Genomic DNA, 23543 nt, shown 5'->3' with positions numbered 1-23543 from the left:
TCCGTGGCGAATGTCCTGCGTTTTCGGTGCCACGTCGACAGGATCAGCGGGCGGGGAGCGCCGCTTCCCGGGCGATGCCGACCTGCTCCTGACGGGGCACGACCTTGACGCGCTCGCGCACCACGGCCGAGACGTCCGCGTCGCCGAGGGCGCGCTCGTGCGCGTCGAGGGCCAGCCACCCGTCCCAACTGGTGAAGCGGATGCCGCGCGCATCCAGCACCTCGATCACGTCACCGTCGTCCACCTCGCGTTCGAGGAGCGTGTCGATGTCGGCGAGCAGGTGGGCGACGGTCTCGGCGGCGTCGCTCTTGGTGTGGCCGATGAGCCCGACCGGTCCGCGCTTGATCCAGCCGGTGGCGTAGAGCCCCTCGGTGTCAGGGCCGAGCACCAGTCCCTCCACGTTGGGGATGACGCCCCGGGTCTCGTCGAACGGCACCTCCGGCAGTGCCGATCCGAGGTAGCCGACGGCGCGGTAGACGGCCTGGACGGGGTGGTCCACGATCTCACCGGTCTCGCGGAGCGAGCCGTCGTCCGCCAACGCGGTGCGCGCGAACCGCATGCCCTCCACCCGTCCGTCGCCGTAGATCTCGAGCGGGGAGTGCAGGAAGTGCAGGTGGAGCCGACGGGAGGCCCCGGTCGGTTCGCGGTCGAGCCAGCCGCGCAGGGTGCGGGTCATGATCTTCTGCTGGTTGCTGCCGCCGACGATTCTGGCGGCCTCCGCCTCGGGCGACTCGAAGTCTTCCGGGTATACGACGATATCGACATCGGGGATGTCGCCGAGCTCGCGAAGCTCGATCGGCGTGAACTTCACGTGGGTGGGCGTACGTCGCCCGAACACGTGCACGTCGGTGACGGGCGAGCCCTCGAGGCCGGCCTGCACGTTGGCGGGGATGTCGGTCGTAAGCAGGTTGAGCGGATGCTTCGCGAGAACGCGCGCAACGTCGAGCGCGACGTTGCCGTTGCCGATCACCGCGATGTCGGTCGCGTCCAGCGGCCAGGTGGCCGGCACGTCGGGATGCCCGTCATACCAGGACACGAACTCGGCCGCCCCGTAGGATCCCGGCAGGTCGATCCCGGGGATGTCGAGCCGGGCATCCCGGATCGCACCGGTGGCGAAGATTACCGCGTGATAATGGGCGCACAGGTCGTCGAGGTCGAGATCGACCCCGTAGGTCACGTTGCCGAGGAAGCGGATCGTGCCGGCGTCGAGCATCTCGTGCAGCGATCCCACGATGCCCTTGATGCGCGGATGGTCCGGCGCGACTCCGTACCGGATCAGCCCGTAGGGCGCCGGCAGGGAGTCGAAGAGATCGATCGTGACCTCGTGGCCCGCCTCGGCGGCGGATCGGTCGAGGATGTTACCGGCGTAGATGCCCGCCGGGCCGGCACCGATGATCGCGACGCGCAGGGGAGTGGACATGGAGCTGCCTTTCGGGCGGGAGAGGGAAGAAGGGTTTAGCGACCGCCGGCGGCCAGAAGGCCGCGACCGCGCAGGAGGCGTCGCTCGATCGGAGCGAAAACGAGCAGTTCGACCAGTATGCCGATGGCCAGGATGATGAGGATCGTCACGAGCACGCTCGACAGGTCGGCGAGCTCGCGGCTCTGCTGAAGCAGCGAGCCGAGGCCGAACCCGATCGATCCGCCGGTGGCGATGATCTCTGCAGCCATGAGCGATCGCCAGGAGAACGCCCAGCCCTGCTTGAGCCCGCCGAGATAGCCGGGCAGGGCCGCGGGCAGCACCACGAGCCTCGCTTGCTGCAACCGGGATGCCCCGAGCACGGTTCCCACTCGGCGCAGTTGGGGCGGCACCTGGTCGACGCCGGAGACGAGGCCGTTGGCGATCGACGGCACGGCGCCCATCAGCACGACGAAGTAGACCGTGGCATCGGAGAGCCCGAACCAGAGGATGGCGGCAGGCACCCAGGCGACCGAGGGCAGCACCTGCAGGCCGGAGACGAGCGGGCCGAGGGCGCGCCGCACGAGGCGCACCTCGGAGAGCAACATCCCGAGCGGGGTACCGACGGCGACGGCGATGAGGAATCCGAAGACGCCGCGGGAGAGGCTCGTGGTCACCGCAGCCTGCACCCGGCCGGTGCTCCACGAGTCGCCGAACGCGTTGACGACGTCGATCGGGCCGGGGAAGAGGTCGGGCCGCGGATGCGCGATCACTACGTAGAGCTGCCACGCCGCGACCAGCGCGACGAGCAGAACGACAGGAGGAAGCACCCCGGAGAGGAATCGGCGCCACGCCGGACGCTCGGCGACCGCGACGGACTGAAGCGCATCGAGGCCGGACTCGAGAGTACGGAGGTCGTTCGGCCGGTTTCGCTGGTTGGAGCGATCGGTCTCAGGCAACAGCGTGGGAGCGGGCATTGCGGCGGATCTCCTTCCGGAGCTGGTCGGTGATCTCGATGGCGAGCTCCGCCACTTGAGGCGATTCGATGCGGCGCGGCCCCGTGTCGGCGATGCGCCATTCGTGGGTGATCCGCCCGGGGCGGGACGACATCAGCAGCACCCGCTGGCCGAGTCGCGCGGCTTCCCGCACGTTGTGAGTCACAAAGACGATCGTGCGACCGGTGCGCCGCCAGACGAGTTCGAGCTGTTCTTGCAAAAGATCCCGGGTGATGGCGTCGAGGGCGGCGAAGGGCTCGTCCATGAGTAGCACCGCCCGGTCCTGCGCGAGGGAACGGGCGAGGGCGACCCTCTGTCGCATTCCGCCGGAGAGTTCGTGCGGGCGCTTGTCCGCGGCATCCACGAGGCTTACGACGTCGAGCAGCTCGAGCGCCTGGCGACGTCGCTGGTCGCGGGCGACTCCGCGCAGCGAGAGAGCGAGTTCGACGTTCTTACGCGCGGAGAGCCAGGGGAACAGCGCGGCATCCTGGAACATCACCGCCGCGTTGCCGCTCGCCACCGTGACGGATCCCGTCGTCGGCAGCTCGAGGCCCGCGATGATGTTGAGAAGGGTGGACTTGCCGCAGCCGGATGCCCCGAGAAGGCAGACGAACTCGCCGGGCTCGATGCTCAGGGTGACGTCGTCGAGCACGGGGGCCCCGCTCCCGCCGAAGCGCTTGCCCATCGATTCCACTCGGATGGCGGGAGACACGGTCGTCATTGCGAGCCGAGCCCATGAGCGGAGACCGTCGCATCCCCCGCGGTGCGGAGGATGCCGTTGACGAGGCCGAGATCGAACAGCCCGTCGAGACTGCCGCTCTTGGCCGTGCCGGTGCCGACGGCATGTTTGAGCAGGGTCGGATAGGTCGCGGCCTGCGGGTCGGCGGAGAAGGTGACGGATTTGAGCGCCCGCGCGATCACGGCATCCTCAAGGCCCTTGCCCGAATCCTTGGCGATCTGGCCGTTGATCACGCCCGCGGCTTCGGTGGGGTTCTTGTTCAGCCAGTCGACGGACTCGACGTGGGCGCGCAGCAGGTCCCTGACCGTCTGCGGATGGTCGGCGAGGAAGCTCTTGTTCACGAGCAGCACCGTCGTGGGGAAGGCGCCCTTCGTCCACAGCGATGCCTCGTCGACGAGCACGTGCGCCCCGCCGTCGATGACGAGCCGCGAGACCCACGGCTCGGGGAGCCAGGCGCCGTCGAGCTTGCCCGACGTGAAGAGGGTGAGCGTGTCGGCATTCTCGGTGGGGGCGATCGTCACGTCACCGCCGCCGGTGATGCTCGTGGAATAGCCCTTGCCGGCGAGCCACGACCGCAGCGCGACATCCTGCGTATTGCCGAGCTGGGGGGTCGCGAGTGTGGCGCCCTTCAGATCCGACGCGCTGGTGATCCCGTCGCGAACGACGAGGGCCGCTCCACCGGTCGCGGCTCCCGCGACGATCACTGCGGACTGGCCGCCGCTCTTGATGTAGCTGTTGATGGCCGGGCTCGGACCGATATAGGCCGCATCGATCGCGCCGGCGCTCAGCGCCTCGATGGTGGCGGGGCCAGCCGAGAAGAGCTGCGCGGTGAGTTTCGTCGAACCGAGTTCTTTGGCGAAGAAGCCCTTGGCGAGGCCTACCAGAGCCGGGCCGTGCGTCACGTTGGCGAAGTATCCGAGACGCAGCTCCGTCGCGGGCTTCGTCGTGTCGGCGCGGGCCGCGGGAGCCGCAGCAGAGCACCCGCCGAGAGCAAGGGTGAGTGTCGCCGCGACGGCGGCGGCGATCAGGATTCGCGTCGATAGTGCCCTCATGCGCGGACTTCCGTTTCACTGAGCACGATGCCGGCCGCGAGGGTCGCGCCATCCTGCGGGTTGATCACCAGAAAGGCGCCGGAACGGCGATTCTCGGCGTAGGGCTCGAGCGGCAGCGCTGCGGCGAGCCGAACCGTGGCCTGCCCGATGTCGTTGACCTCGAGTGTCGAGGCCGGCTCGAGGGCCAGGGTGTCGAGGTCGCGACGACCGGTGATGGCGGTGACGAGTGCCTGGACAGTGGCCGTTCCGAATTTCACGAGCACCCGGGCACCCGGGAGCAGCGGCCGCAGGTCGAGCCAGAACAGGCTCGCCGCGAGTTCGGTGCGCGGCGGCGGAAGGGTTCCGGCCGCGGCGATGACCGCTCCGCGCGCCAGGTCGAAGTTGTGCCCGAGGCGGAGGGAGACCGACTGTGGTGCCAGCGCCGACTCGAGTGACTTCCCGGCGAAATCGATGGCCGTGACGATGGTCGACGCCCCACCGGGGACTGTCACGGCGTCCCCGACGCGCACGATTCCCGAGGCGATCTGGCCCGCGTACGCTCGATAGTCGCGGTATTCGCCGGTATCCTCCCCGATCGCAAGCGCGCCCTGGGGCCTGATCACCAGTTGCACGGGCAGGCGGAACGCCTCGAGCCCGGCCTCCAGCGCATCGGTGGCCGGCAGTGTCTCGAGCAGTTCGAGCAGGCTCGGTCCCGTGTACCAGGGGGTGAGCGCGGATCGGTCGACGACGTTGTCTCCGGCCAGGGCCGAGACGGGGATCACGTGCACCCCCACGAGTCCGAGTTCGTCGGTGACGGCGCGCACCTGGGCCTCCACCGCGACGAACGCCTGCTCGGAGTAGCCCTGGAGGTCGATCTTGTTCACGGCGATGATCACGTGCGGCACGCGCAGCAGGTGCACGGCCGAGAGATGGCGCCGGGTTTGCTCGAGCACGCCCTTGCGCGCGTCGATGAGCACCACGACGGCATCCGCCGTCGTCGCACCGGTGACCATGTTGCGGGTGTACTGCACGTGCCCGGGGCAGTCGGCGAGGATGAATGAGCGCCGGTCCGTGGCGAAGTAGCGGTAGGCCACATCGATCGTGATTCCCTGCTCACGCTCGGCGCGCAGGCCGTCCGTGAGCAGCGCGAAGTCGATGCCGCCGGAAGCCCCGCCGAATCCGCGCTCCCTCGAGGTGCGCGTCACTGCCTCGAGCTGGTCGGCCAGGATCGCCTTCGAGTCGTGCAGCAGGCGGCCGACGAGGGTGGACTTGCCGTCGTCGACCGAGCCGGCGGTGGCGAAGCGGAACAGCGTGGATGGCGCGTGCTCGAGTGCTGCCATCAGAAATACCCGTCTCTCTTGCGGTCTTCCATTGCGGCTTCGGAGATGCGGTCGTCGGCGCGGGTGGCACCGCGTTCGGTGAGGGTGCTCGAGGTGACTTCCCGCACGACGGCGGCGACCGTGGCGGCATTCGATTCCACGGCGCCGGTGCAGCTCAGGTCGCCGACAGTGCGGTAGCGCACGGTGCGCACCTCGACGCGCTCGCTTGCGGTGGGACGGGACACCGGGCTGACGGCTCGCCACATTCCATCGCGGGCATAGACCTCCCGCTGATGCGCGTAGTAGAGCGAGGGGAGCTCGATGCCCTCGCGCTCGATGTAGCGCCACACGTCGAGTTCGGTCCAGTTGCTGATCGGGAATACCCTCAGGTGCTGGCCGACGGTGTGACGGCCGTTGTAGAGATTCCAGAGCTCTGGACGCTGGTTGCGCGGGTCCCACTGGCCGAATTCGTCGCGAAGGGAGATGATGCGCTCCTTGGCGCGGGCCTTGTCCTCGTCGCGACGCGCACCACCGAAGACGGCGTCGTGGCGACCGGCGGTGATCGCGTCAAGCAACGGAAGGGTCTGCAGAGCATTGCGTGTGCCATCCGACCGCTCCTGGAGGCGGCCGTCGTCGAGATAGTCCTGCACGGAGGCGACCTCGAGCCTCAACCCGAGTCTCGCCACCGTGTCGTCGCGAAAGCGAAGCACCTCGTCGAAATTGTGCCCGGTGTCGACGTGGAGAAGCGAGAACGGTACGCGCGCCGGCCAGAACGCCTTGGCGGCCAGGTGCAGCACCACGACAGAATCCTTGCCGCCGCTGAACATCAGCACCGGACGTTCGAACTCCGAGACGACCTCGCGGATGATGTGGATGGCTTCGCTCTCGAGCACGTCGAGGGTGGAGAGTCCGTGTCCCGTCACGACAGCCATCGGCGCCTGCGCGCTCATTCGTGCAGCCCGCATTCGGTCTTGGTGATGCCGGCCCAGCGACCCGCCCGGGGGTCCTCGCCGGGTGCGACCGCACGAGTGCAGGGCGCGCAGCCGATCGACGGGTAGCCGTTCGCCATCAGCAGGTTCACCGGCACCTCGTGGGCGGAGGCGTAGTCGAGGAGCTCGTCGAAGCTCCAGGCCGCCAGCGGATTGACCTTCACGAGGCCGTTGCGCTCGTCGAAGGTCACGAGCGGCGTGGTGCTGCGCGTGGGAGCCTCCTCGCGGCGCACTCCGGTAAACCACACCTCGTAGCCGGCCAGTGATTTCTGCAGCGGGGCCACCTTGCGCAGGGCGCAGCAGAGGGACGGATCGCGCGAGAACAGCTCGACACCGTGCTCGGCGTCCTGCTGCGGCACCGTCTTCTCGGGCAGCACGTCGACGACGCGCACCTCGAGCGCGCGGGCGACCTCGTCGCGCGTGGCGTAGGTCTCCGGGAAGTGATAGCCGGTGTCGAGGAACAGCACGTCGATGCCGGGGAGCTGCTGGGAGACGAGGTGGGGCAGTACGGCGTCGGCCATGGAGCAGGCGACGGTCACGGCATCCGTCGCGAAGTTCGCGGCGATCCACGCCACCACCTCTTCGGCGGAGGCATCGACCAGCGCTGTGGCGCCCGCCTCCGCGAGTGCGCGGAGCTCGTCGTGTGTGCGAAGGGTGGCGGTCGTCATCGGAGTGCCTCTTCCTCTGCTCGATGCGCCCAAGTTGCGAACGTCTCGTCGACGGTGCGGTCCGCGAGGAAGCGCCGCACCAGCCGCTCGACATACGCGCTCAGGTCGTCGGCGGTCACCTTGAGCCCGCGCACGGTGCGACCGAGACCGGCTTCGTCCCGGGAGTCGGACACCAGTCCGCCGCCGAGGTGCACCTGGAAACCCGGGGTCTGGCCGCCGTCGCCGTCGGGCAGCAGCTGCCCCTTGAGCCCGATGTCCGCGGTCTGGATGCGGGCGCAGGAGTTGGGGCATCCGTTCACATGCAGGCTGATCGGATGCGGCAGGTCGAGACCGGCCAGCCGGGTCTCGAGCTCGAGCACGGCATCCGTCGCTGTCTGCTTGGTGTCCACGATCGCGAGCTTGCAGAACTCGAGGCCGGTGCAGGCGATGGTGGACCGGCGGAACAGGCTGGGGCGGGCGGAGAGCCCGATCTCGTCGAGGGCGGCGATCAGCGGCTCGACCTGCTCTTCGGCGATGTCGAGCACCACGAGCTTCTGGTGCGGTGTGGTGCGAAGCCGGGCGGAGCCGTGGGCGGTGAGGAGGTCGGCGAGGGCCGTGAGCATCGAACCGGAGACCCGTCCGACGATCGGCGTGACTCCGATGAAGAATCGGCCGTCCTTCTGCGGATGCACGCCGACATGGTCGCCCGCGCTCGTGGGGGTGGGGGCGGCCGGGCCGTCGGGCAGGGCGTGCCCGAGGTATTCGGTCTCCAGGATCTCGCGGAACCTCTCCGGTCCCCACTCGGCGACGAGAAGCTTGAGGCGGGCCTTGTTGCGCAGCCGGCGGAAACCGTAGTCACGGAAGATCGCGGTCACGCCGTACCAAACGTCGGCGACCTCGTGGGGCGCCACAAAGGCGCCGAGACGCTGGGCGAGGCGCGGATCGGTGGACAGCCCGCCGCCCACCCAGAGGTCGTAGCCGACGCCGAGCACCGGATGCTCCACCGCGACGAAGCCGATGTCGTTGATCTCGTGCACCACGTCCTGGCTGGGATGCCCGGTGATCGCGGTCTTGAACTTGCGCGGCAGGTTGGCGAGCTCCGGGTCGCCGATGTACCGCTCGGTGATCTCCTGGATCGCGGAAGTCGGATCGATCAGCTCGTCGGCCGCGATGCCGGCGACGGGCGATCCGAGCACGACGCGGGGCACGTCACCGCAGGCCTCTGTCGTTCCGAGCCCCACCGCTTCGAGGCGGCGCCAGATCTCGGGAACGTCCTCGACGCGGATCCAGTGCAGCTGGATGTTCTGGCGATCGGTGAGGTCGGCGGTGTCCCGCCCGAACTCTGTCGAGATCGCACCGATCACCCGCAGTTGCTCGGTGCTGAGCTGGCCTCCGTCGATTCGCACCCGCAGCATGAAGTACTTGTCTTCGAGTTCATGGGGTTCGAGAGTGGCGGTCTTGCCACCATCGATGCCGGGCTTGCGCTGCGTGTAGAGCCCCCACCAGCGGAAGCGGCCGTGCAGGTCGGTGCCGTCGATCGAGTCGAAACCGTTCTGGGAATAGTCGTTCTCGATGCGCTCGCGAACGCTCAGTCCGCCGTCCGCCTGCTTCCACGCCTCATTGGCGTTGAGCGGCGCGGTGCCGTCGACTTTCCATTGCCCGTTGGAGCGCGCCGGAATGGATCTGGCCTCGGTGGTCACGTTCGTCAGCGGCATCGGCGTCCCCTTCGCTGGTCGACTTGCTGCTGAGGAACCTAGCGGCGAGGCATGTCCGCTGTCCCCTGAGCGGGTCACAGCCGTTCACGCGGGGTAACGGGGCGTCACACGCTGGTCAGAACCGCAGCTGCCCGATACAAGAGGGCTGCTGAGTACCGGTCGCAGACGATGTCGACGAGCTGCCGCGGTGCCGGGAGCTCGGCCGCGAGAAGCGGCGCTGTCGCGACATCCGCTCCCGAGTTCTCGACGATCGACTGGAAGTAACCGGGCGCGAGCAGGTAGCTGCTCGCCACGATCCGCGAGCCGGGGGATGCCGACCGTGCGGCGGAGATCGCTTCGGCCAGGGTCGGGGCGGCCGCCGACAGGAAGCCGACGGTTACCGGCCGGCCGAGACGGGTCGCGAGCAGGGCGGCGGCCGAATGGCATTCGGCGACGGCGCGCGCATCGCTGGATCCCGCCGCGGCGACGACCACGACATCGTCGGGTGCGAGACCGGCCTCCTCGAGCCGGGCGTGCTGCAGTTCCGCCAGTCTCGGATCCGGCCCGAGGGCCCGCGCCAGCGTCGTGGATCCCGGCCGATCGCTCACCGCCTCGTGCAGGTCGACGTGCACGTGGTAACCCGCGGAGAGCAGCAACGGCACGACCACGGCGCTCGCCGGTGTGTCCCTTGCGGGGTCGAGGGAGGCGAGGGTCTGCGGGACATCCGGTTGCTGCACGTCGACGAACCCGCTTGCCGTGGTGATGTCCGGGCGCGCCACGGCGACGGCCGCCATCAGCCGCGCGACCGCGGACCTCCCGGCCGGCGACGACGTGCCGTGCGAGATGCCGACGAGCGCGGGAGAGGCGTCAAGCATCCCGACAGTGTGCGGCAGCGCTCGACCGCGGCGGGCGAGTGTTACGGGATGCGTCACCGCCGACGACCTCCCCAAAACGCAGGAGATCCGCCACGAAACGCCGCGGTGTGCGGCGAGAGGCGGCATCCGGTGGCGAATCTCCTGCGTTTTGAGAAGGCGTGGCGTCAGTACAGCTCCGCGATGGCCTCCGCGAAGAGCTCGTCGACGTCGCAGTCCAGGCACTGGCGCACGAACCAGTCGCACACGTTCACGCAGTCCCGCTGCAGCAGAGCCATGCCGTTGGGGTTGCTCACCACCTCCACGAGCTGTGGGAGGTCGATAGCCACCACCCGGTCCTCGTGTACGAGCAGGTTGTAGGGCGAGAGGTCGCCGTGCGCGGTGCCGGCACGAGCGAAGCCGAGCAGGATCTGCCGCACCTGCGCGAAATAGTCCGCGAGCGTGGCAGCGGATGCCCGCACCTGCGCCAATCGCGGAGCCGCGTTTGAGCCGTCGCCCACGAACTCCATCAGCAGCTCGGTGCCGAACACCTGCACGGGGTAGGGGACGGCGACGCCTCGCTCGTACATTGTGCTGAGCGCCTCGAACTCCGCGTTCGCCCACGCTCCTGCCGCCACGGATCGTCCGTAGGCCGAGCCGCGGGCCACCGCTCGGGTGTCGCGGGAGCGTCGCATCTCGCGCCCCTCGCGATACTGCGAGGACCGGTGAAAGTCGCTGTTCTCGGGTGAGCGGTAGCGCTTGGCGGCGAGGATGCTGGAGCGCGCCGAGCCCGGCACGGCACGCTCGATCAGGAAGACATCCGCCTCCTTGCCGCTCTTGACGATGCCGAGCTCGGTGTCGAAGGCGCCGGCGTCGGTGACGACCCAGTCGGGGAACGGGCGCGGACCGCGCTGGCTCGGGATGGTGGAGAACCAGGTGGACCAGCGTTGGCCCTCACCCGGCTCGAGTGTAGAAAAAGTGGGGATGTCGAATGACACGAGAGAACTCCAGCGAGAGGGAGGCCACTCGGCGAAAGAGCTAGGCGGTGACCTCGAGGGAAAGGGGAAGAAGGCGGGGCACGATGACCGTGGTCATGGCAGTTCCTCCTCTCGCGTTGCAGTGGGAACAGCATGGCGCAGATCCCCCGAAACTGACAGTTGAGCTAGATCGACTCAAGTTTTCGAATCCTGACTTGACAAAGTTATTCACAGGTTTCAAACTTGAGTACGTGGGACTCAAGTCTCACCCTGGATCTCAAGAAACAGACCCCACGCAGCACCGCACAAGCAAGGAGAAAGAGCATATGGCTCGAGCAGTAGGTATCGACCTCGGAACCACGAACTCCGTCGTCTCGGTCCTCGAGGGTGGAGAACCCACCGTCATCACGAACGCCGAAGGATTCCGCACGACGCCGTCCGTCGTCGCCTTTACGAAGGATGGCGAGGTGCTCGTCGGTGAGACCGCCAAGCGTCAGAACGTCACCAACGTCGACCGCACCATCTCGTCGGTCAAGCGCCACATGGGCACCGACTGGACCGTCGACATCGACGGCAAGAAGTACACCCCGCAGGAGATCTCGGCACGCATCCTCGCCAAGCTCAAGCGCGACGCCGAGCAGTACCTCGGTGAGGCCGTGACCGACGCCGTCGTCACCGTTCCCGCGTACTTCAACGACGCCGAGCGCCAGGCCACGAAGGAGGCCGGCGAGATCGCCGGACTCAACGTGCTGCGCATCATCAACGAGCCCACCGCGGCCGCTCTCGCCTATGGCCTCGACAAGGGCAAGGAAGACGAGCTCATCCTGGTCTTCGACCTCGGTGGCGGTACTTTCGACGTCTCGCTGCTCGAAGTGGGCAAGGACGACGACTTCTCGACCATCCAGGTGCGTTCCACCTCCGGTGACAACCGCCTCGGCGGAGACGACTGGGACCAGCGCGTCGTCGACTACCTGATCAAGCGCTTCAAGGACTCGACCGGTGTCGATGTCTCGGGCGACAAGATCGCCAAGCAGCGGCTCAAGGAGGCCTCGGAGCAGGCGAAGAAGGAGCTCTCGAGCTCCATGAGCACCAGCATCCAGCTGCCGTACCTGTCGCTCACCGAGAACGGCCCGGCCAACCTCGACGAGACGCTCACCCGCGCCAAGTTCGAAGAGCTCACCGCCGACCTGCTCGAGCGCACCCGCAAGCCCTTCACCGACGTCATCAAAGAGGCCGGGATCAAGGTCGCGGATGTCGCGCACGTCGTGCTCGTCGGTGGATCGACCCGCATGCCCGCCGTCGTCGAGCTGGTCAAGAAGCTCACCGGTGGCAAGGACCCGAACAAGGGCGTCAACCCGGACGAGGTGGTCGCCGTCGGCGCCGCCCTCCAGGCCGGCGTGCTGAAGGGTGAGCGCAAGGACGTGCTGCTCATCGACGTCACCCCCCTGAGCCTCGGTATCGAGACCAAGGGCGGCATCATGACCAAGCTCATCGAGCGCAACACGGCCATCCCCACCAAGCGAAGCGAGACCTTCACCACAGCGGACGACAACCAGCCGTCCGTGGCGATCCAGGTCTTCCAGGGCGAGCGTGAGTTCACCCGCGACAACAAGAACCTCGGAACCTTCGAGCTGCAGGGCATCGCTCCTGCTCCCCGGGGCATCCCGCAGGTCGAGGTGACTTTCGACATCGACGCCAACGGCATCGTGCACGTGTCTGCAAAGGACAAGGGAACCGGCAAGGAGCAGTCGATGACGATCACCGGCGGTTCGTCGCTGTCGAAGGACGACATCGAGCGCATGGTGCGCGAGGCCGAGGAGCACGCCGCGGAGGACAAGGAACGCCGCGCCACCGCCGAGACCCGCAACACCGCCGAGCAGCTCGCGTACTCCACCGACAAGCTCATCAAGGACAATGCCGACAAGCTTCCGGATGACGTGAAGTCAGACGTGCAGGCGGATGTCGACGCGCTCAAGAGCGCCCTCGCCGGCGAAGACGAGGCGGCCGTGAAGACCGCCTTCGAGAAGCTCAGCGAGAGCCAGCAGAAGCTCGGCGAGGCGATCTACTCCCAGGAGCAGGCCGCGGCCTCCGCCGAGGGTGCAGCCGAAGGTGAGCAGGCTCCCGCCGCCGATGACGAGGACATCGTGGATGCCGAAGTCGTCGAGGACGAGCCGGAAGCCGGCGACAAGCCCGATTCCGCGAAGCCCAAGGGCAAGAAGTAGCGCTGATGGCAGCCAACAAGAATCCGAAGCCCGGCAAGGGCAAAGGCGATCCGGAGGAGCCCGATAACGGGGCATCCTCAGAGGGATTCGAAGGTCCGGATGTCGAGACGTCGTTCACCGACGATGATCTCGCCTTCCTGGCCGGCGATGCCGCTGCCGGGTCGAGTGACGGCAAGGCATCCTCGCCGAAGGATCCCGCCGCCGAGATCCTCGGTGACCTCAAGCGGGTGCAGGCCGAGTTCGCCAACTACCGCAAGCGCGTCGAGCGCGACCGGGAGGCGAACCGGGAGGCGAACATCGCCGAGGTGGTGAAATCGCTACTCCCCGTGTTCGACGACCTGTCGCTGGCCGAGGCGCATGGCGACCTCGCCGAGGGACCGATGGTGGTGATCGTGGCGAAGCTGCGGGCGAGCCTCGAGAAATTCGGGCTCACCGTGGTGGGGGAGAAGGGCGACGTGTTCGACCCCCACCAGCACGAGGCACTCGTGCAGCTGCCGACACCGGGAGTGACGGTCAACACCGTCGCCGACGTGATCGCCCCGGGCTACAAACTCGGCGAACGCCTGCTGCGGCCCGCAAAGGTCGCGGTCGCGGTTCCCGCAGAATAGAACCACAACCCCTGCTGATCGAGTAGGGAGCTCCCGCGACCGTGTCGAGATCCATCGGGTTTCGACACGGCCGCGGGCGGCCTACTCAACCAGCAACCCCGTACGAAAGGAGGCGCCTGTGGCCAGCCAGGATTGGTTCGACAAGGACTTCTACGCCGTTCTCGGCGTCTCCAAGGATGTGTCCGCGGCAGACCTCAAGAAGGCCTACCGCAAGCTCGCCCGCAAGTACCACCCGGACTCCAACCCGGGCAACGCGGCGGCGGAGGCGAAATTCAAGGAGATCAGCGAGGCGAACTCCGTGCTCGCGGACGCCGAGCAGCGCAAGGAATACGACCAGATGCGGGCCATGGGCCCCGGTCGTGCGCGCTTCACCTCGGGTGCCCCCGGCCAGAGTGCCGGCTTCGAGGATGTCTTCGGCGGCATGTTCGGCCAGGGCGGCCAGCGCGGTGGACAGCGCTCCGGCGGCTCCGGCGGTTTCGATGACATCTTCAGCGGCATGTTCGGCCAGGGAGGCTTCGGGCAGCCCAGTGGCGGATTCCGCGGTGCCGGAGGCCCGACCAAGGGTCGCGACCAGACCGCGGGAACCACTCTCGACTTCCTCACTGCCATCAACGGCGACACGGTGAAGCTGCAGCCTGCCGAGGGCAAGCCGATCAGCGTCAAGATCCCGGCCGGCGTGAGCGACGGGCAGAAGATCCGCCTCAAGGGCAAGGGCGAGCCGAGTTTCGACGGTGGCCCCGCCGGCGACCTCACCCTCACCGTGACCGTGCGACGCCATCCGGTGTTCGAGCGCGACGGCCTCAACCTGCGCGTGGATGTGCCGGTCACCTTCACCGAGGCGACCCTCGGCGCGACCATCGAGGTGCCGACCCTCGGCGGCGAGCCGGTGAAGTTGCGGGTCGCGGCGGGTACCCCCTCCGGGCGTGTGCTGCGGGTCAAGGGCCGCGGCGTCACCACCGACAAGGGGGTCGGCGACCTGCTGGCGACCGTGCAGGTGGCGGTGCCGTCGCATCTCACGACGGATGCCCGCGAAGCTCTCGAGAAGTTCGCCTCCCTGCAACCCGACGAGAATCCCCGAGCCGACCTGATCGCCAAGTCGCGGGCCTGAGCGGAAAGGCACAGCAATGGAAGCGACCGATCCGGTCTTCGCGATCGCGATCGCGGCCGAGCTCGCGGGGATGCATCCGCAGACGCTGCGCCAGTACGACCGACTCGAGCTCGTGATCCCGCAGCGCACCTCCGGACAGTCCCGGCGATACTCGATGCGGGATGTCATGCAGTTGCGCGAGATCGCACGCCTCGGCACCGAGGGCGTGAGCCTCGAGGGTATCAAGCGCATCCTCCAGCTCGAGAACCAGGTGACGGCGCTGTCCGAGCGCGTGCGCGAGCTCGAACACGCGCTCGCCGATGAGCTGCTCTCCCGCCCGGGCAACCGCGTCTTCGCCGGCGGAGGAACCGGCGAGGTGGTCTCCCTTCGGGCAGGGACCCGCGCCCAGCGCAACACCCAACTGGTCGTCTGGCGACCGCTCGACCACGATTGAGGGACAACCGATGACCGACTATCCCGCGCCCGCGTCTGGTTACATCGCGCAGCCCTACGCCCCGCGCCCAGTGCGCCCGCCGCTCACCGCCCGTGCGAAACGGGGCACGGTGATCGCGGGAGCCGTGGGATTCGTGTTGCTCGGACTCGGCTACGCCATGGTCGCGCTGCCCATCGGTCTCGCTCTGCTCGTCGGATTCTTCGCGCTGATCATCCGCGCGGCCAGCTCATCATCGGGACCGTTGCCGTCTGGCCTCGAACAGTTTCTCGCGGGCCTCGACTTCGAGCCCTGGGTCGCCGCGCTCGTCATCCTCGCCCTCGTCGGCGTCGTGGTGATGGCCGTTGCCATCGTGCTGAGCGGCCGGATTCTCGCCGCCCATCAGGTGCGGCGCCCCTGGGCCGTCACCTGGGCGGGTTTCGGCATCGCGATCGTCGGGTCGTGGGTCGTCTCCGGCATCACCGGCGTATTCACGAATGTGGGCTTCAGCGGGGTGCGGTGGGACTCGTCCTCCGCCGGCTCCACGATCGTGCTCGTCGTGGTTATCTCGGCGTTGATCGCCCTCGTGTCCAACGCCGTAGTGGGCTGGCTCTCCTTCTGGTGGATGGCGCACGCCATGCGCCCGGCGGCTGTCTCGCCACAGCCGATTGTGGCGGACCCCCATGCCTGACGTCGACCTCGACCGCCTGCGTCGCTGGCCCGACGTCGAGGCGCCCAACCTGTTCGCGGTAGACGCGAGTGATCGGCTCATCCTCGACGAGGCATCCCTCGCTGTCTCGGCCGCACCACCCGGCACCGTCGTCGTGATCAACGATCACTATGGTGCGCTCGCGATCGGCGCCGCGGCGAATCTCGGGGCAACCGGGGTGCGGGTGTTCCAGGACGCTCTCGTCGGGGAGGCCGCGCTCTCGGCGAACGCCCGCGGGATCACCTCGGAGGTGCGGAGCCTTCCCCTCGGCCGGGAGCTGCTCTCGGGGGCGAGAGTCGTACTGCTCCAGGTGCCGCGCTCCCTCGCCGAACTCGATGAGATCGCCGGCGAGATCGCCCGGTGGGCCGACCCGGACGTCGTCGTCTTCGCCGGTGGACGCATCAAGCACCTCTCGCTCACGATGAACTCCGTGCTCACGAAGCACTTCGGGCGGTTGGATGTCTCGCTCGCCCGCCAGAAGTCGCGGGTGCTGATCGCCCGCCAGCCGTTCGTCGCGGCCAGCGGGTTCCCGGTGCGCGAGTACAACGACGAGCTCGGGCTCTGGGTGTGCGCCCACGGCGCCGTCTTCGCCGGAGCGAAGCTCGATCTCGGCACCCGACTGCTGATCTCGGTGCTCGACGGAGCACTGCCGACTGCCACCACCGCCATCGATCTCGGCAGCGGCACGGGAATCCTCGCGGCGACGCTCGCTCGCTCGCGCCCCGGCATCTCGGTGATCGCGACCGACCAGTCGGCCGCGGCCGTGGCATCCTCCCTCGCCACCATGCACGCCAACGACCTCGCCGACCGGGTGACGGTCATGCGGGATGACGGCCTGAAGAGCCAGCCCGACGCCAGCGCCGACCTCATCGTGCTCAACCCGCCCTTTCATGTCGGGGCAACGGTGCACACCGGCCTCGCCGACCGCCTGTTCCGGGATGCGGCCCGCGTGCTGCGCCCCGGAGGCGAGCTCTGGACCGTCTACAACTCGCACCTCGCGTATCGGCCGACACTGCAATCGGTGATCGGCTCCACCCGCGAAGTGGTGCGCAACAACAAGTTCACGGTCACCTCGTCCCGCCGACGAGTGACCGCACTCACCGCAGAAGACAACGCGAGCCCGTCCGGTTCGCGCGTGGAAAGGTAACGCGAATGGCCAACCTCCAGGGTGCTCCCGCCACCGACGAAGAGCAGCAGAGCGCTCTCGAGAAGTACGGCGTCGACCTCACGGCGATCGCGCGCACCGGAAAGCTCGATCCGGTGATCGGTCGCGACGCCGAGATCCGCCGCGTGAGCCAGGTGCTCACCCGGCGCACCAAGAACAACCCGGTGCTCATCGGTGAGCCCGGCGTCGGAAAGACGGCCGTGGTCGAAGGCCTCGCGCAGCGCATCGTCGCCGGCGACGTCGCCGACTCCCTCAAGGGCAAGCGGCTCGTCTCCCTCGACCTGGCCGCCCTCGTGGCCGGGGCCAAATATCGTGGCGAGTTCGAAGAGCGGCTCAAGGCCGTGCTCAAGGAGATCAACGACGCCGACGGCGAGATCATCACCTTCGTTGACGAGCTGCACACCCTCATGGGTGCGGGCGGCGGCGAGGGATCGGTCGCGGCTTCCAACATGCTGAAGCCGATGTTGGCCCGCGGGGAGCTGCGGCTCATCGGCGCGACCACCCTCGATGAATATCGCGAATACATCGAGAAGGATGCCGCGCTCGAACGCCGCTTCCAGCAGGTGTTCGTCGGCGAACCGTCGGTTGAAGACACCATCGCCATCCTGCGCGGGCTGAAGGAGCGCTATGAAGCCCACCACAAGGTGGCCATCGCCGACACCGCGCTCGTGGCCGCTGCATCCCTCAGCAACCGCTACATCAGCGGGCGCCAGCTTCCTGACAAGGCAATCGACCTCGTGGACGAGGCGGCAAGCCGGTTGAAGATGGAGATCGACTCGTCTCCGGTGGAGATCGACCAGCTGAAGCGCGCGATCGACCGCATGAAGCTCGAAGAGCTCGCCCTCAAGAAGGAGAAGGACGCGGCCTCTAAGGCGCGCCTGCAGAAGCTCCGCGATGAGATGGCCGAGATGCAGAAGAAGCTCGACGGGTTGAACGCGCGCTGGACTGCCGAGAAGGCCTCCCTCCAGGGCGTCGGAGATCTGCGGATGCGCCTCAACGATGCCCGCATCGAGCTCGATCGCGCCATGCGCGAGGGTCGGTACGAAGACGCCTCACGACTCGACTACGAGGTGATCAAGAAGATCGAGCGCGACATCGCCGCGGCGGAATCGATGGAGACCACCGGCCCGCGCATGGTGAACGAGCAGGTGACAGAAGAGGACATCGCGGCGGTCGTCGCCGCCTGGACCGGCATCCCGGTCGGTCGTCTCATGCAGGGCGAGACCGACAAGCTGCTGAACCTCGAGAACGAACTCGGCAAGCGCCTCGTCGGCCAGAAGCCCGCGGTACGGGCGGTGGCGGATGCCGTGCGCCGCTCCCGCGCCGGAATCGCCGACACTGATCGACCCACCGGTTCGTTCCTGTTCCTCGGCCCGACCGGGGTCGGCAAGACCGAACTCGCCAAGGCGCTCGCCGAATTCCTCTTCGACGACGAGAAGGCGATGGTGCGCATCGACATGAGCGAGTACAGCGAGCGCCACTCGGTCGCCCGCCTCCTCGGAGCCCCTCCCGGCTACATCGGCTACGAACAGGGCGGTCAGCTCACCGAGGCCGTGCGGCGACGCCCGTACTCCGTCGTGCTTCTCGATGAGGTGGAGAAGGCGCACAGTGGCGTCTTCGACGTGCTACTGCAGGTGCTCGACGACGGCCGGCTCACCGATGGCCAGGGCCGCACCGTCGACTTCCGCAATGTCATCCTCATCCTCACCTCCAACCTCGGCAGCCAGTACCTCGTCGATGCCACCCTGAGCGCGGATGCCAAGGAGGACGCGGTCAACGCGATGGTGCGCCAGGCCTTCAAGCCGGAGTTCCTCAACCGCCTCGACGACATCGTGATCTTCAGCGCCCTGTCCAAGGACGACCTCGCCCAGATCGTGGAGCTCTACATCGACAGGCTCGCCCGGCGCCTCCAGGACCGCCGGCTCGATCTCGCGGTGACCCCGGATGCCCGCAGCTGGCTCGCCGAGCGCGGCTACGACCCGATCTACGGTGCTCGACCGCTTCGTCGCCTGATGCAGCACGAGATCGACGACAAGCTCGCCACCGCTCTGCTCAGTGGCGAGATCCGCGATGGGGACATCGTGATCGTGGACCTCGACTCCGACAACGACACGCTCAGCATCCGCAAGGGGGAAGTGCCCGCCGACGAGTAGCCCCGCGCCCGCGAGTGACACCTGCGCCCGCAAATTCGGGCGCGTGTGTCACTCGCGGGCGCGGGAGCTCTTCGGCCTCGCCCTGTTAGCCTGATTCGCGATGTCATCTCCCTCGACGCGCGAGCGCCTACAGCAGCCGAAGTCGGCACCGAAGCACTTCCTCCCGCACGTGCAGGGACTGCGGGCGGTGGCCGTGATCCTCGTCGTGCTCTACCACTTCTGGCCCGGGCGCCTCTCGGGCGGTTACATCGGCGTCGATATCTTCTTCGTGATCTCCGGGTTCCTGATCACGGGCCAGCTCGCGCGGGAGCTCGAGCGCACCGGTCGGATCGCGCTGCCCGCCTTCTGGGCGAAGCGCGTGCGCCGGCTGTTGCCGGCATCCATCACCGTGCTCATCTTTGCAACGCTCGCCACGCTGTTCATCCTGCCGCTGTCGAGCCTCCTCGACTCGCTCAAAGAGATCCTGGCCAGCACCTTCTACGTCGAGAACTGGTCGCTCGCGATCGGTTCGGTGAACTACCTGTCCTCCCACGACGCGACGGCCGCGCAGCACTACTGGTCACTGTCGCTCGAGGAGCAGTTCTACGTGTTCTGGCCGCTCTTGCTGCTCTTCGCAACCTGGGTCGGGGTCAAATTCTTCGCCAATCGTCGCTGGCTGCCGATGATCGGCCTCGTGGTGGTGGTGAGCCTGCTCTCGCTCATCGTCTCTCTCGCCTACACGGCTACGAATCCGGCCGAGGCCTTCTTCGTCACTTTCACCCGCGTGTGGGAGTTCGGCGCCGGGGCGATCCTCGCTCTGCTGCCGAAGTGGCGACCGCGGGGCGCGATCTGGCCCAACGTGCTCGGCTACGCCGGGCTGGTCGCGATCCTCATCGCCAGCTACCGGTACGGACCCAACACCCCGTTCCCCGGAACGGCGGCCCTCGTGCCGGTGCTCGGCGCAGTCGCCGTGATCGCGTCGTCCCGGGCCGAGCGCTGGTGGGACATCGGATCCGTGCTCGGCGGACGGCCGCAGCGCTTCATCGGCGACATCTCATACTCCGTGTACCTCTGGCACTGGCCGCTCATCGTCATCGCCCCCTTCATCCCGGGGTGGGGCCTCGACGGCATCAACCGCATCGCCCTCCTGCTCGCCTCCTTCGTGCTCGGCTGGCTGACCAAGCGCTACATCGAGGATCCCGCGCGCACCTGGACCGTGCTCCTCCGTCGTCCGCCGCGGGCGACCTACGCCTTCATGGGCGTGCTCATGCTCGTCTCGACCCTCTTCGTCGCCGGCACCTTCGCGGTGCAGAATCCGAAGTACCAGGCTGCGGCGGCAGAACTCGCCTCGATCAGTGCGGATCCGCCCGCCTGCTTCGGGGCAGAAGCATCCGCCGACTGCCAGAATCCGAAGCTCGCGACCGCTGTGATCCCGAGCGCCGGTTTCGGCAACGCCGACAAGCCGGGGCACGACGAATGCTTCGTTCAGCTCAACGAGTCAGCGGTCACGGCCTGCACCTTCGGTTCGAAAGCGGCGGACGCGCCGAGAGTAGCCCTCATCGGCGACAGTCACGCCTACCAGTACATCGAGACGATGATCTCGCTCGCCGACAGGAACGGCTGGGCCCTCACCACCTACCTCAAGGGCGCCTGCCCCTGGAATACGACTCCGATCGGCGGGCCGAGCCCGGCCTTCACGGACTCGTGCCAGCAGTGGCTCGGCAACCTGAAGGCGACCCTTGCCAAACAGCCCACCTATGACGCGATCTTCGTGACCGCGCTTCACGACACCCCCTATGTGACAACCGGGGGAGAGGCGGCGATCGCCGCGGGCTTCTCCTCGGCCTGGAAGCAGGCGAAGGGCGCGCCGATCGTCGCCCTCGTGGACAACCCCGACTTCCTCAGCGACCCCAACAAGTGCCTGCGTCTCAGCTCGCCGCGGGACTGCACGGAGCCGCGAAAGGACGTGCTCGCAGCGACGGATCCGATCGCGGTCGCGGCGACGGCGAGCGGGGCATCCCTCCTCGATTTCACCGACAAGTACTGCGACGAGAAGTCGTGTTTCAGCGTGGTCGGTGGTGCAAACGTCTACCGTGACCAGGATCACCTCACCGTCACCTGGACCCGCACGCTCTCCACCCAGATCGGCACGGCGATCACAGCGGCGCTCGGGCGCTGACCGCGGTCGGGCGTAGCCCCACACGCAAATAAACTGGAGACATGCGTGCAACCCTGATCCACGGCGAGCGGGACATCCGCCTCGAAGACGTGGCCGACCCCCAGCTCATCACCGCCACCGATGCCATCGTCAGAGTCGTCGCTGCCTGCGTCTGTGGGTCCGACCTCTGGCCCTACCGGGGAGTCACCCCCACGAAGCATCCGCACCGCATCGGGCACGAGTTCGTCGGAATCGTGACGGAGACCGGCGACGAGGTGTCGAAGATCCGCGTCGGCGACTTCGTGATCGCCCCGTTCTACCACTGCGACATGACCTGTGTGAACTGCCTCAACGGGGTCAGCACCTCCTGCCTCGACGGTGGCTGGTGGGGAACGGATGACCGCAACGGCAATTTTGTGGACGGTGCGCAGGGCGAATTCGTGCGGGTGCCGCACGCCGACGGCACTCTCGTCGCCACCCCGGCGCAGCCACGCCCGGAGCAGATCCCCGGCCTCCTCACGCTCGCCGATGTGATGGGCACCGGACACCACGCGGCATTCTCGGCGGGGGTCACCACGGGTGATTCCGTCGTGGTCGTCGGCGACGGCGCGGTCGGGCTCTGTGCGATCATCGCGGCCAAGCGCCTCGGCGCGACCCGCATCATCGCGATGTCGCGCCATGCCGACCGGCAGGCGCTCGCGACCGAGTTCGGGGCCACCGACATCGTCGAGGAGCGTGGCGACGAGGGAGTCGCCCGGGTCAAGGAGTTGCTCGGTGGAGTGGGGGCGGACCGGGTGCTCGAGTGCGTCGGCACGAAGGAGTCGATGGACCAGGCCATACGCACCGCCCGTCCGGGAGGTCGCATCGGTTACGTCGGCGTGCCGAACGGCGGATCGGAGTTGCCGATCCGCTCACTGTTCGGCGCCAACATCGGCGTCGCCGGCGGAGTCGCGCCTGTGCGCAACTACATCGAGGAGCTGCTGCCGGAGGTGCTCTCTGGGGCCATCACGCCCGGCCGGGTTTTCGACCTCGAGCTGCCGCTCGCGGAGGTCGCCGAGGCCTACGACGCCATGGACGACCGTCGCGCGGTGAAGGTGCTCCTGCGCCCGTAGGCCGCTGTAGCACCTGCCCGTGGCCCGTGGCCTCTCTTCTCCCGACCACCTCCCGTTTTTGCGACCACCTCACTGTGTGAACACCGAGGTGGTCGCAAAAACGGGGGATGGACGGATGGGCGGGAGATGGATGGGCGGGAGATTACGCGCCGAGTTCTTCCACTATTGCGGCGACGAACGCATCCACGTCGGCCTCCGTGGTGTCGAACGCGGTCATCCAGCGCACCTCACCCGCCGCGCGATCCCAGTCGTAGAAACGGAACTTCTCCTTCAGTCGGTCGGCCGACTCGTTGGGCAGAACGGCGAACACCGCGTTCGCCGTGGTCTCCTGGCTGAACGCGAGATTCGTGACGCGCCCGTCGCCGATCGCATCCTCGAGTGAGCGACGCAGGTGCCCGGCCATCGCATTGGCGTGGTTGGCCGAACGACGGTAGAGGTCGTTGCTGAGCAGCGCGATGAGCTGGGCCGACACGAAGCGCATCTTCGAGGCGAGTTGCATGTTGAGCTTGCGAAGGAAGATGAGGCCGTCCGAGACGTCCGGGTTCAGCACCACGATCGCCTCGCCGTAGAGCAGGCCGTTCTTGGTGCCGCCGAAGCTCAGGATGTCGACGCCGGCATCCGTCGTGAAGTCGCGGAATGGCACCTGCAGCGCCGCCGCCGCGTTGGAGATGCGCGCGCCATCCATGTGCAGCACCATGCCCTTGGAGTGCACATGTTCGGCGATCGCCCGCACTTCCTCGATCGAATAGAGCGTGCCGAGCTCGGTGGTCTGCGTGATGCTCACCGCGAGCGGCTGCGCGCGGTGCTCGTCTCCCCAGCCCCAGGCCTCCCGGTCGATCAGCTCGGGGGTGAGCTTGCCGTCCGGTGCAGGCACAGTGAGCAGCTTCAGGCCGCTGATGCGCTCGGGAGCCCCGTTCTCATCGGTGTGGATGTGGGCGGTCGAGGTGGCGACCACCGCGCCCCAGCGGGGCAGAACAGATGTCAGCGCAGTGACATTGGCACCGGTGCCGTTGAACACGGGGAATGCCTCGGCCCGCTCGCCGAAGTGCTCCTTCATGACCTCCTGGAGGCGGGCGGTGTAGACATCCTCCCCGTAGGCGATCTGGTGGCCGCCATTGGCGTCGGCGATCGCCGCGAGCACCTCGGGGTGGGCCCCGGCGTAGTTGTCGGAGGCGAAGCCGCGGTAGTTCGTGTCGTGGAGCGTGGTCATTGGACCAGTCTGCCATTCGCGGGTTGCGCGTCCGTGCTGGGGGCGCCGCGGCGAAGCGGGGCGTAGGCGGAC

Annotated in this window: 20 protein-coding genes; 9 read left to right on the top strand and 11 right to left on the bottom strand. The window is 67.8% G+C overall.

Annotated elements, in window-relative coordinates; translation table 11 throughout:
• Positions 1 to 43 precede the first annotated feature (43 nt).
• From ACVXZ4_RS17680 to ACVXZ4_RS17635, 10 genes are all read right to left on the bottom strand, one after another.
• Entirely contained in the window at positions 44 to 1420 is a 1377-nt protein-coding gene (locus tag ACVXZ4_RS17680; RefSeq protein ID WP_461796092.1) for an FAD-dependent oxidoreductase, read from the bottom strand.
• Positions 1421 to 1455: 35 nt separating this feature from the next.
• Positions 1456 to 2373: an ABC transporter permease gene (locus ACVXZ4_RS17675; protein ID WP_461796091.1), complete on the bottom strand. Its 918-nt coding sequence runs from the start codon at positions 2371 to 2373 to the stop codon at positions 1456 to 1458.
• Positions 2348 to 3112 (bottom strand): ABC transporter ATP-binding protein, encoded by a 765-nt coding sequence (locus ACVXZ4_RS17670; protein WP_461796090.1) that lies wholly within the window; start codon positions 3110 to 3112, stop codon positions 2348 to 2350. The genes ACVXZ4_RS17675 and ACVXZ4_RS17670 overlap by 26 nt, the downstream gene beginning before the upstream one ends.
• Positions 3109 to 4182 (bottom strand): ABC transporter substrate-binding protein, encoded by a 1074-nt coding sequence (locus ACVXZ4_RS17665; protein ID WP_461796089.1) that lies wholly within the window; start codon positions 4180 to 4182, stop codon positions 3109 to 3111. The genes ACVXZ4_RS17670 and ACVXZ4_RS17665 overlap by 4 nt, the downstream gene beginning before the upstream one ends.
• Positions 4179 to 5501: a sulfate adenylyltransferase subunit 1 gene (locus ACVXZ4_RS17660; RefSeq protein ID WP_461796088.1), complete on the bottom strand. Its 1323-nt coding sequence runs from the start codon at positions 5499 to 5501 to the stop codon at positions 4179 to 4181. The genes ACVXZ4_RS17665 and ACVXZ4_RS17660 overlap by 4 nt, the downstream gene beginning before the upstream one ends.
• Positions 5501 to 6430, bottom strand: a complete 930-nt coding sequence (gene cysD, locus ACVXZ4_RS17655) for a sulfate adenylyltransferase subunit CysD (RefSeq protein ID WP_461796087.1) — start codon at positions 6428 to 6430, stop codon at positions 5501 to 5503. The genes ACVXZ4_RS17660 and cysD overlap by 1 nt, the downstream gene beginning before the upstream one ends.
• Positions 6427 to 7137, bottom strand: coding sequence for a phosphoadenylyl-sulfate reductase (locus tag ACVXZ4_RS17650; RefSeq protein WP_461796086.1), 711 nt, complete (start codon positions 7135 to 7137; stop codon positions 6427 to 6429). The genes cysD and ACVXZ4_RS17650 overlap by 4 nt, the downstream gene beginning before the upstream one ends.
• Positions 7134 to 8831, bottom strand: a complete 1698-nt coding sequence (locus ACVXZ4_RS17645) for a nitrite/sulfite reductase (protein WP_461796085.1) — start codon at positions 8829 to 8831, stop codon at positions 7134 to 7136. The genes ACVXZ4_RS17650 and ACVXZ4_RS17645 overlap by 4 nt, the downstream gene beginning before the upstream one ends.
• Positions 8832 to 8935: 104 nt before the next feature.
• The gene (locus ACVXZ4_RS17640) at positions 8936 to 9685 is read right to left on the bottom strand and encodes a sirohydrochlorin chelatase (protein ID WP_461796084.1); all 750 of its coding nucleotides are present in this window, start codon (positions 9683 to 9685) and stop codon (positions 8936 to 8938) included.
• Positions 9686 to 9849: 164 nt separating this feature from the next.
• Positions 9850 to 10659 (bottom strand): serine protein kinase RIO, encoded by an 810-nt coding sequence (locus ACVXZ4_RS17635; protein ID WP_461796083.1) that lies wholly within the window; start codon positions 10657 to 10659, stop codon positions 9850 to 9852.
• A 305-nt stretch (positions 10660 to 10964) separates the two neighbouring features.
• Here ACVXZ4_RS17635 and dnaK point away from each other — a divergent pair, with 305 nt between their 5' ends.
• From dnaK to ACVXZ4_RS17590, 9 genes are all read left to right on the top strand, one after another.
• Positions 10965 to 12860, top strand: a complete 1896-nt coding sequence (gene dnaK, locus ACVXZ4_RS17630; protein WP_461796082.1) for a molecular chaperone DnaK — start codon at positions 10965 to 10967, stop codon at positions 12858 to 12860.
• 5 nt (positions 12861 to 12865) lie between these two features.
• Positions 12866 to 13468, top strand: a complete 603-nt coding sequence (locus ACVXZ4_RS17625; RefSeq protein ID WP_461796081.1) for a nucleotide exchange factor GrpE — start codon at positions 12866 to 12868, stop codon at positions 13466 to 13468.
• Positions 13469 to 13586: 118 nt separating this feature from the next.
• A complete protein-coding gene (locus ACVXZ4_RS17620; RefSeq protein WP_461796080.1) occupies positions 13587 to 14576 on the top strand; it encodes a DnaJ C-terminal domain-containing protein in 990 nt (329 codons plus the stop codon).
• Between the two features lie 16 nt (positions 14577 to 14592).
• A complete protein-coding gene (locus ACVXZ4_RS17615; protein WP_461796079.1) occupies positions 14593 to 15009 on the top strand; it encodes a heat shock protein transcriptional repressor HspR in 417 nt (138 codons plus the stop codon).
• Positions 15010 to 15019: 10 nt separating this feature from the next.
• Positions 15020 to 15676 (top strand): hypothetical protein, encoded by a 657-nt coding sequence (locus tag ACVXZ4_RS17610; protein WP_461796078.1) that lies wholly within the window; start codon positions 15020 to 15022, stop codon positions 15674 to 15676.
• Positions 15669 to 16841 (top strand): class I SAM-dependent methyltransferase, encoded by a 1173-nt coding sequence (locus tag ACVXZ4_RS17605; protein WP_461796077.1) that lies wholly within the window; start codon positions 15669 to 15671, stop codon positions 16839 to 16841. The genes ACVXZ4_RS17610 and ACVXZ4_RS17605 overlap by 8 nt, the downstream gene beginning before the upstream one ends.
• 5 nt (positions 16842 to 16846) lie before the next feature.
• A complete protein-coding gene (locus tag ACVXZ4_RS17600) occupies positions 16847 to 19012 on the top strand; it encodes an ATP-dependent Clp protease ATP-binding subunit (protein WP_461796076.1) in 2166 nt (721 codons plus the stop codon).
• Between the two features lie 100 nt (positions 19013 to 19112).
• Positions 19113 to 21170, top strand: coding sequence for an acyltransferase family protein (locus ACVXZ4_RS17595; RefSeq protein WP_461796075.1), 2058 nt, complete (start codon positions 19113 to 19115; stop codon positions 21168 to 21170).
• A gap of 41 nt (positions 21171 to 21211) precedes the next feature.
• Positions 21212 to 22261 (top strand): zinc-dependent alcohol dehydrogenase family protein, encoded by a 1050-nt coding sequence (locus ACVXZ4_RS17590; RefSeq protein ID WP_461796074.1) that lies wholly within the window; start codon positions 21212 to 21214, stop codon positions 22259 to 22261.
• Positions 22262 to 22403: 142 nt separating this feature from the next.
• Here ACVXZ4_RS17590 and ACVXZ4_RS17585 read toward each other — a convergent pair whose 3' ends face one another.
• Entirely contained in the window at positions 22404 to 23471 is a 1068-nt protein-coding gene (locus tag ACVXZ4_RS17585; RefSeq protein WP_461796073.1) for a threonine aldolase family protein, read from the bottom strand.
• Between the last annotated feature and the right edge of the window lie 72 nt (positions 23472 to 23543).

This window comes from Lacisediminihabitans sp. FW035 (assembly GCF_054880895.1).
Note: the sequence above shows the minus strand (reverse complement) of the source record. Positions and strands in the feature narration are given on the sequence as shown.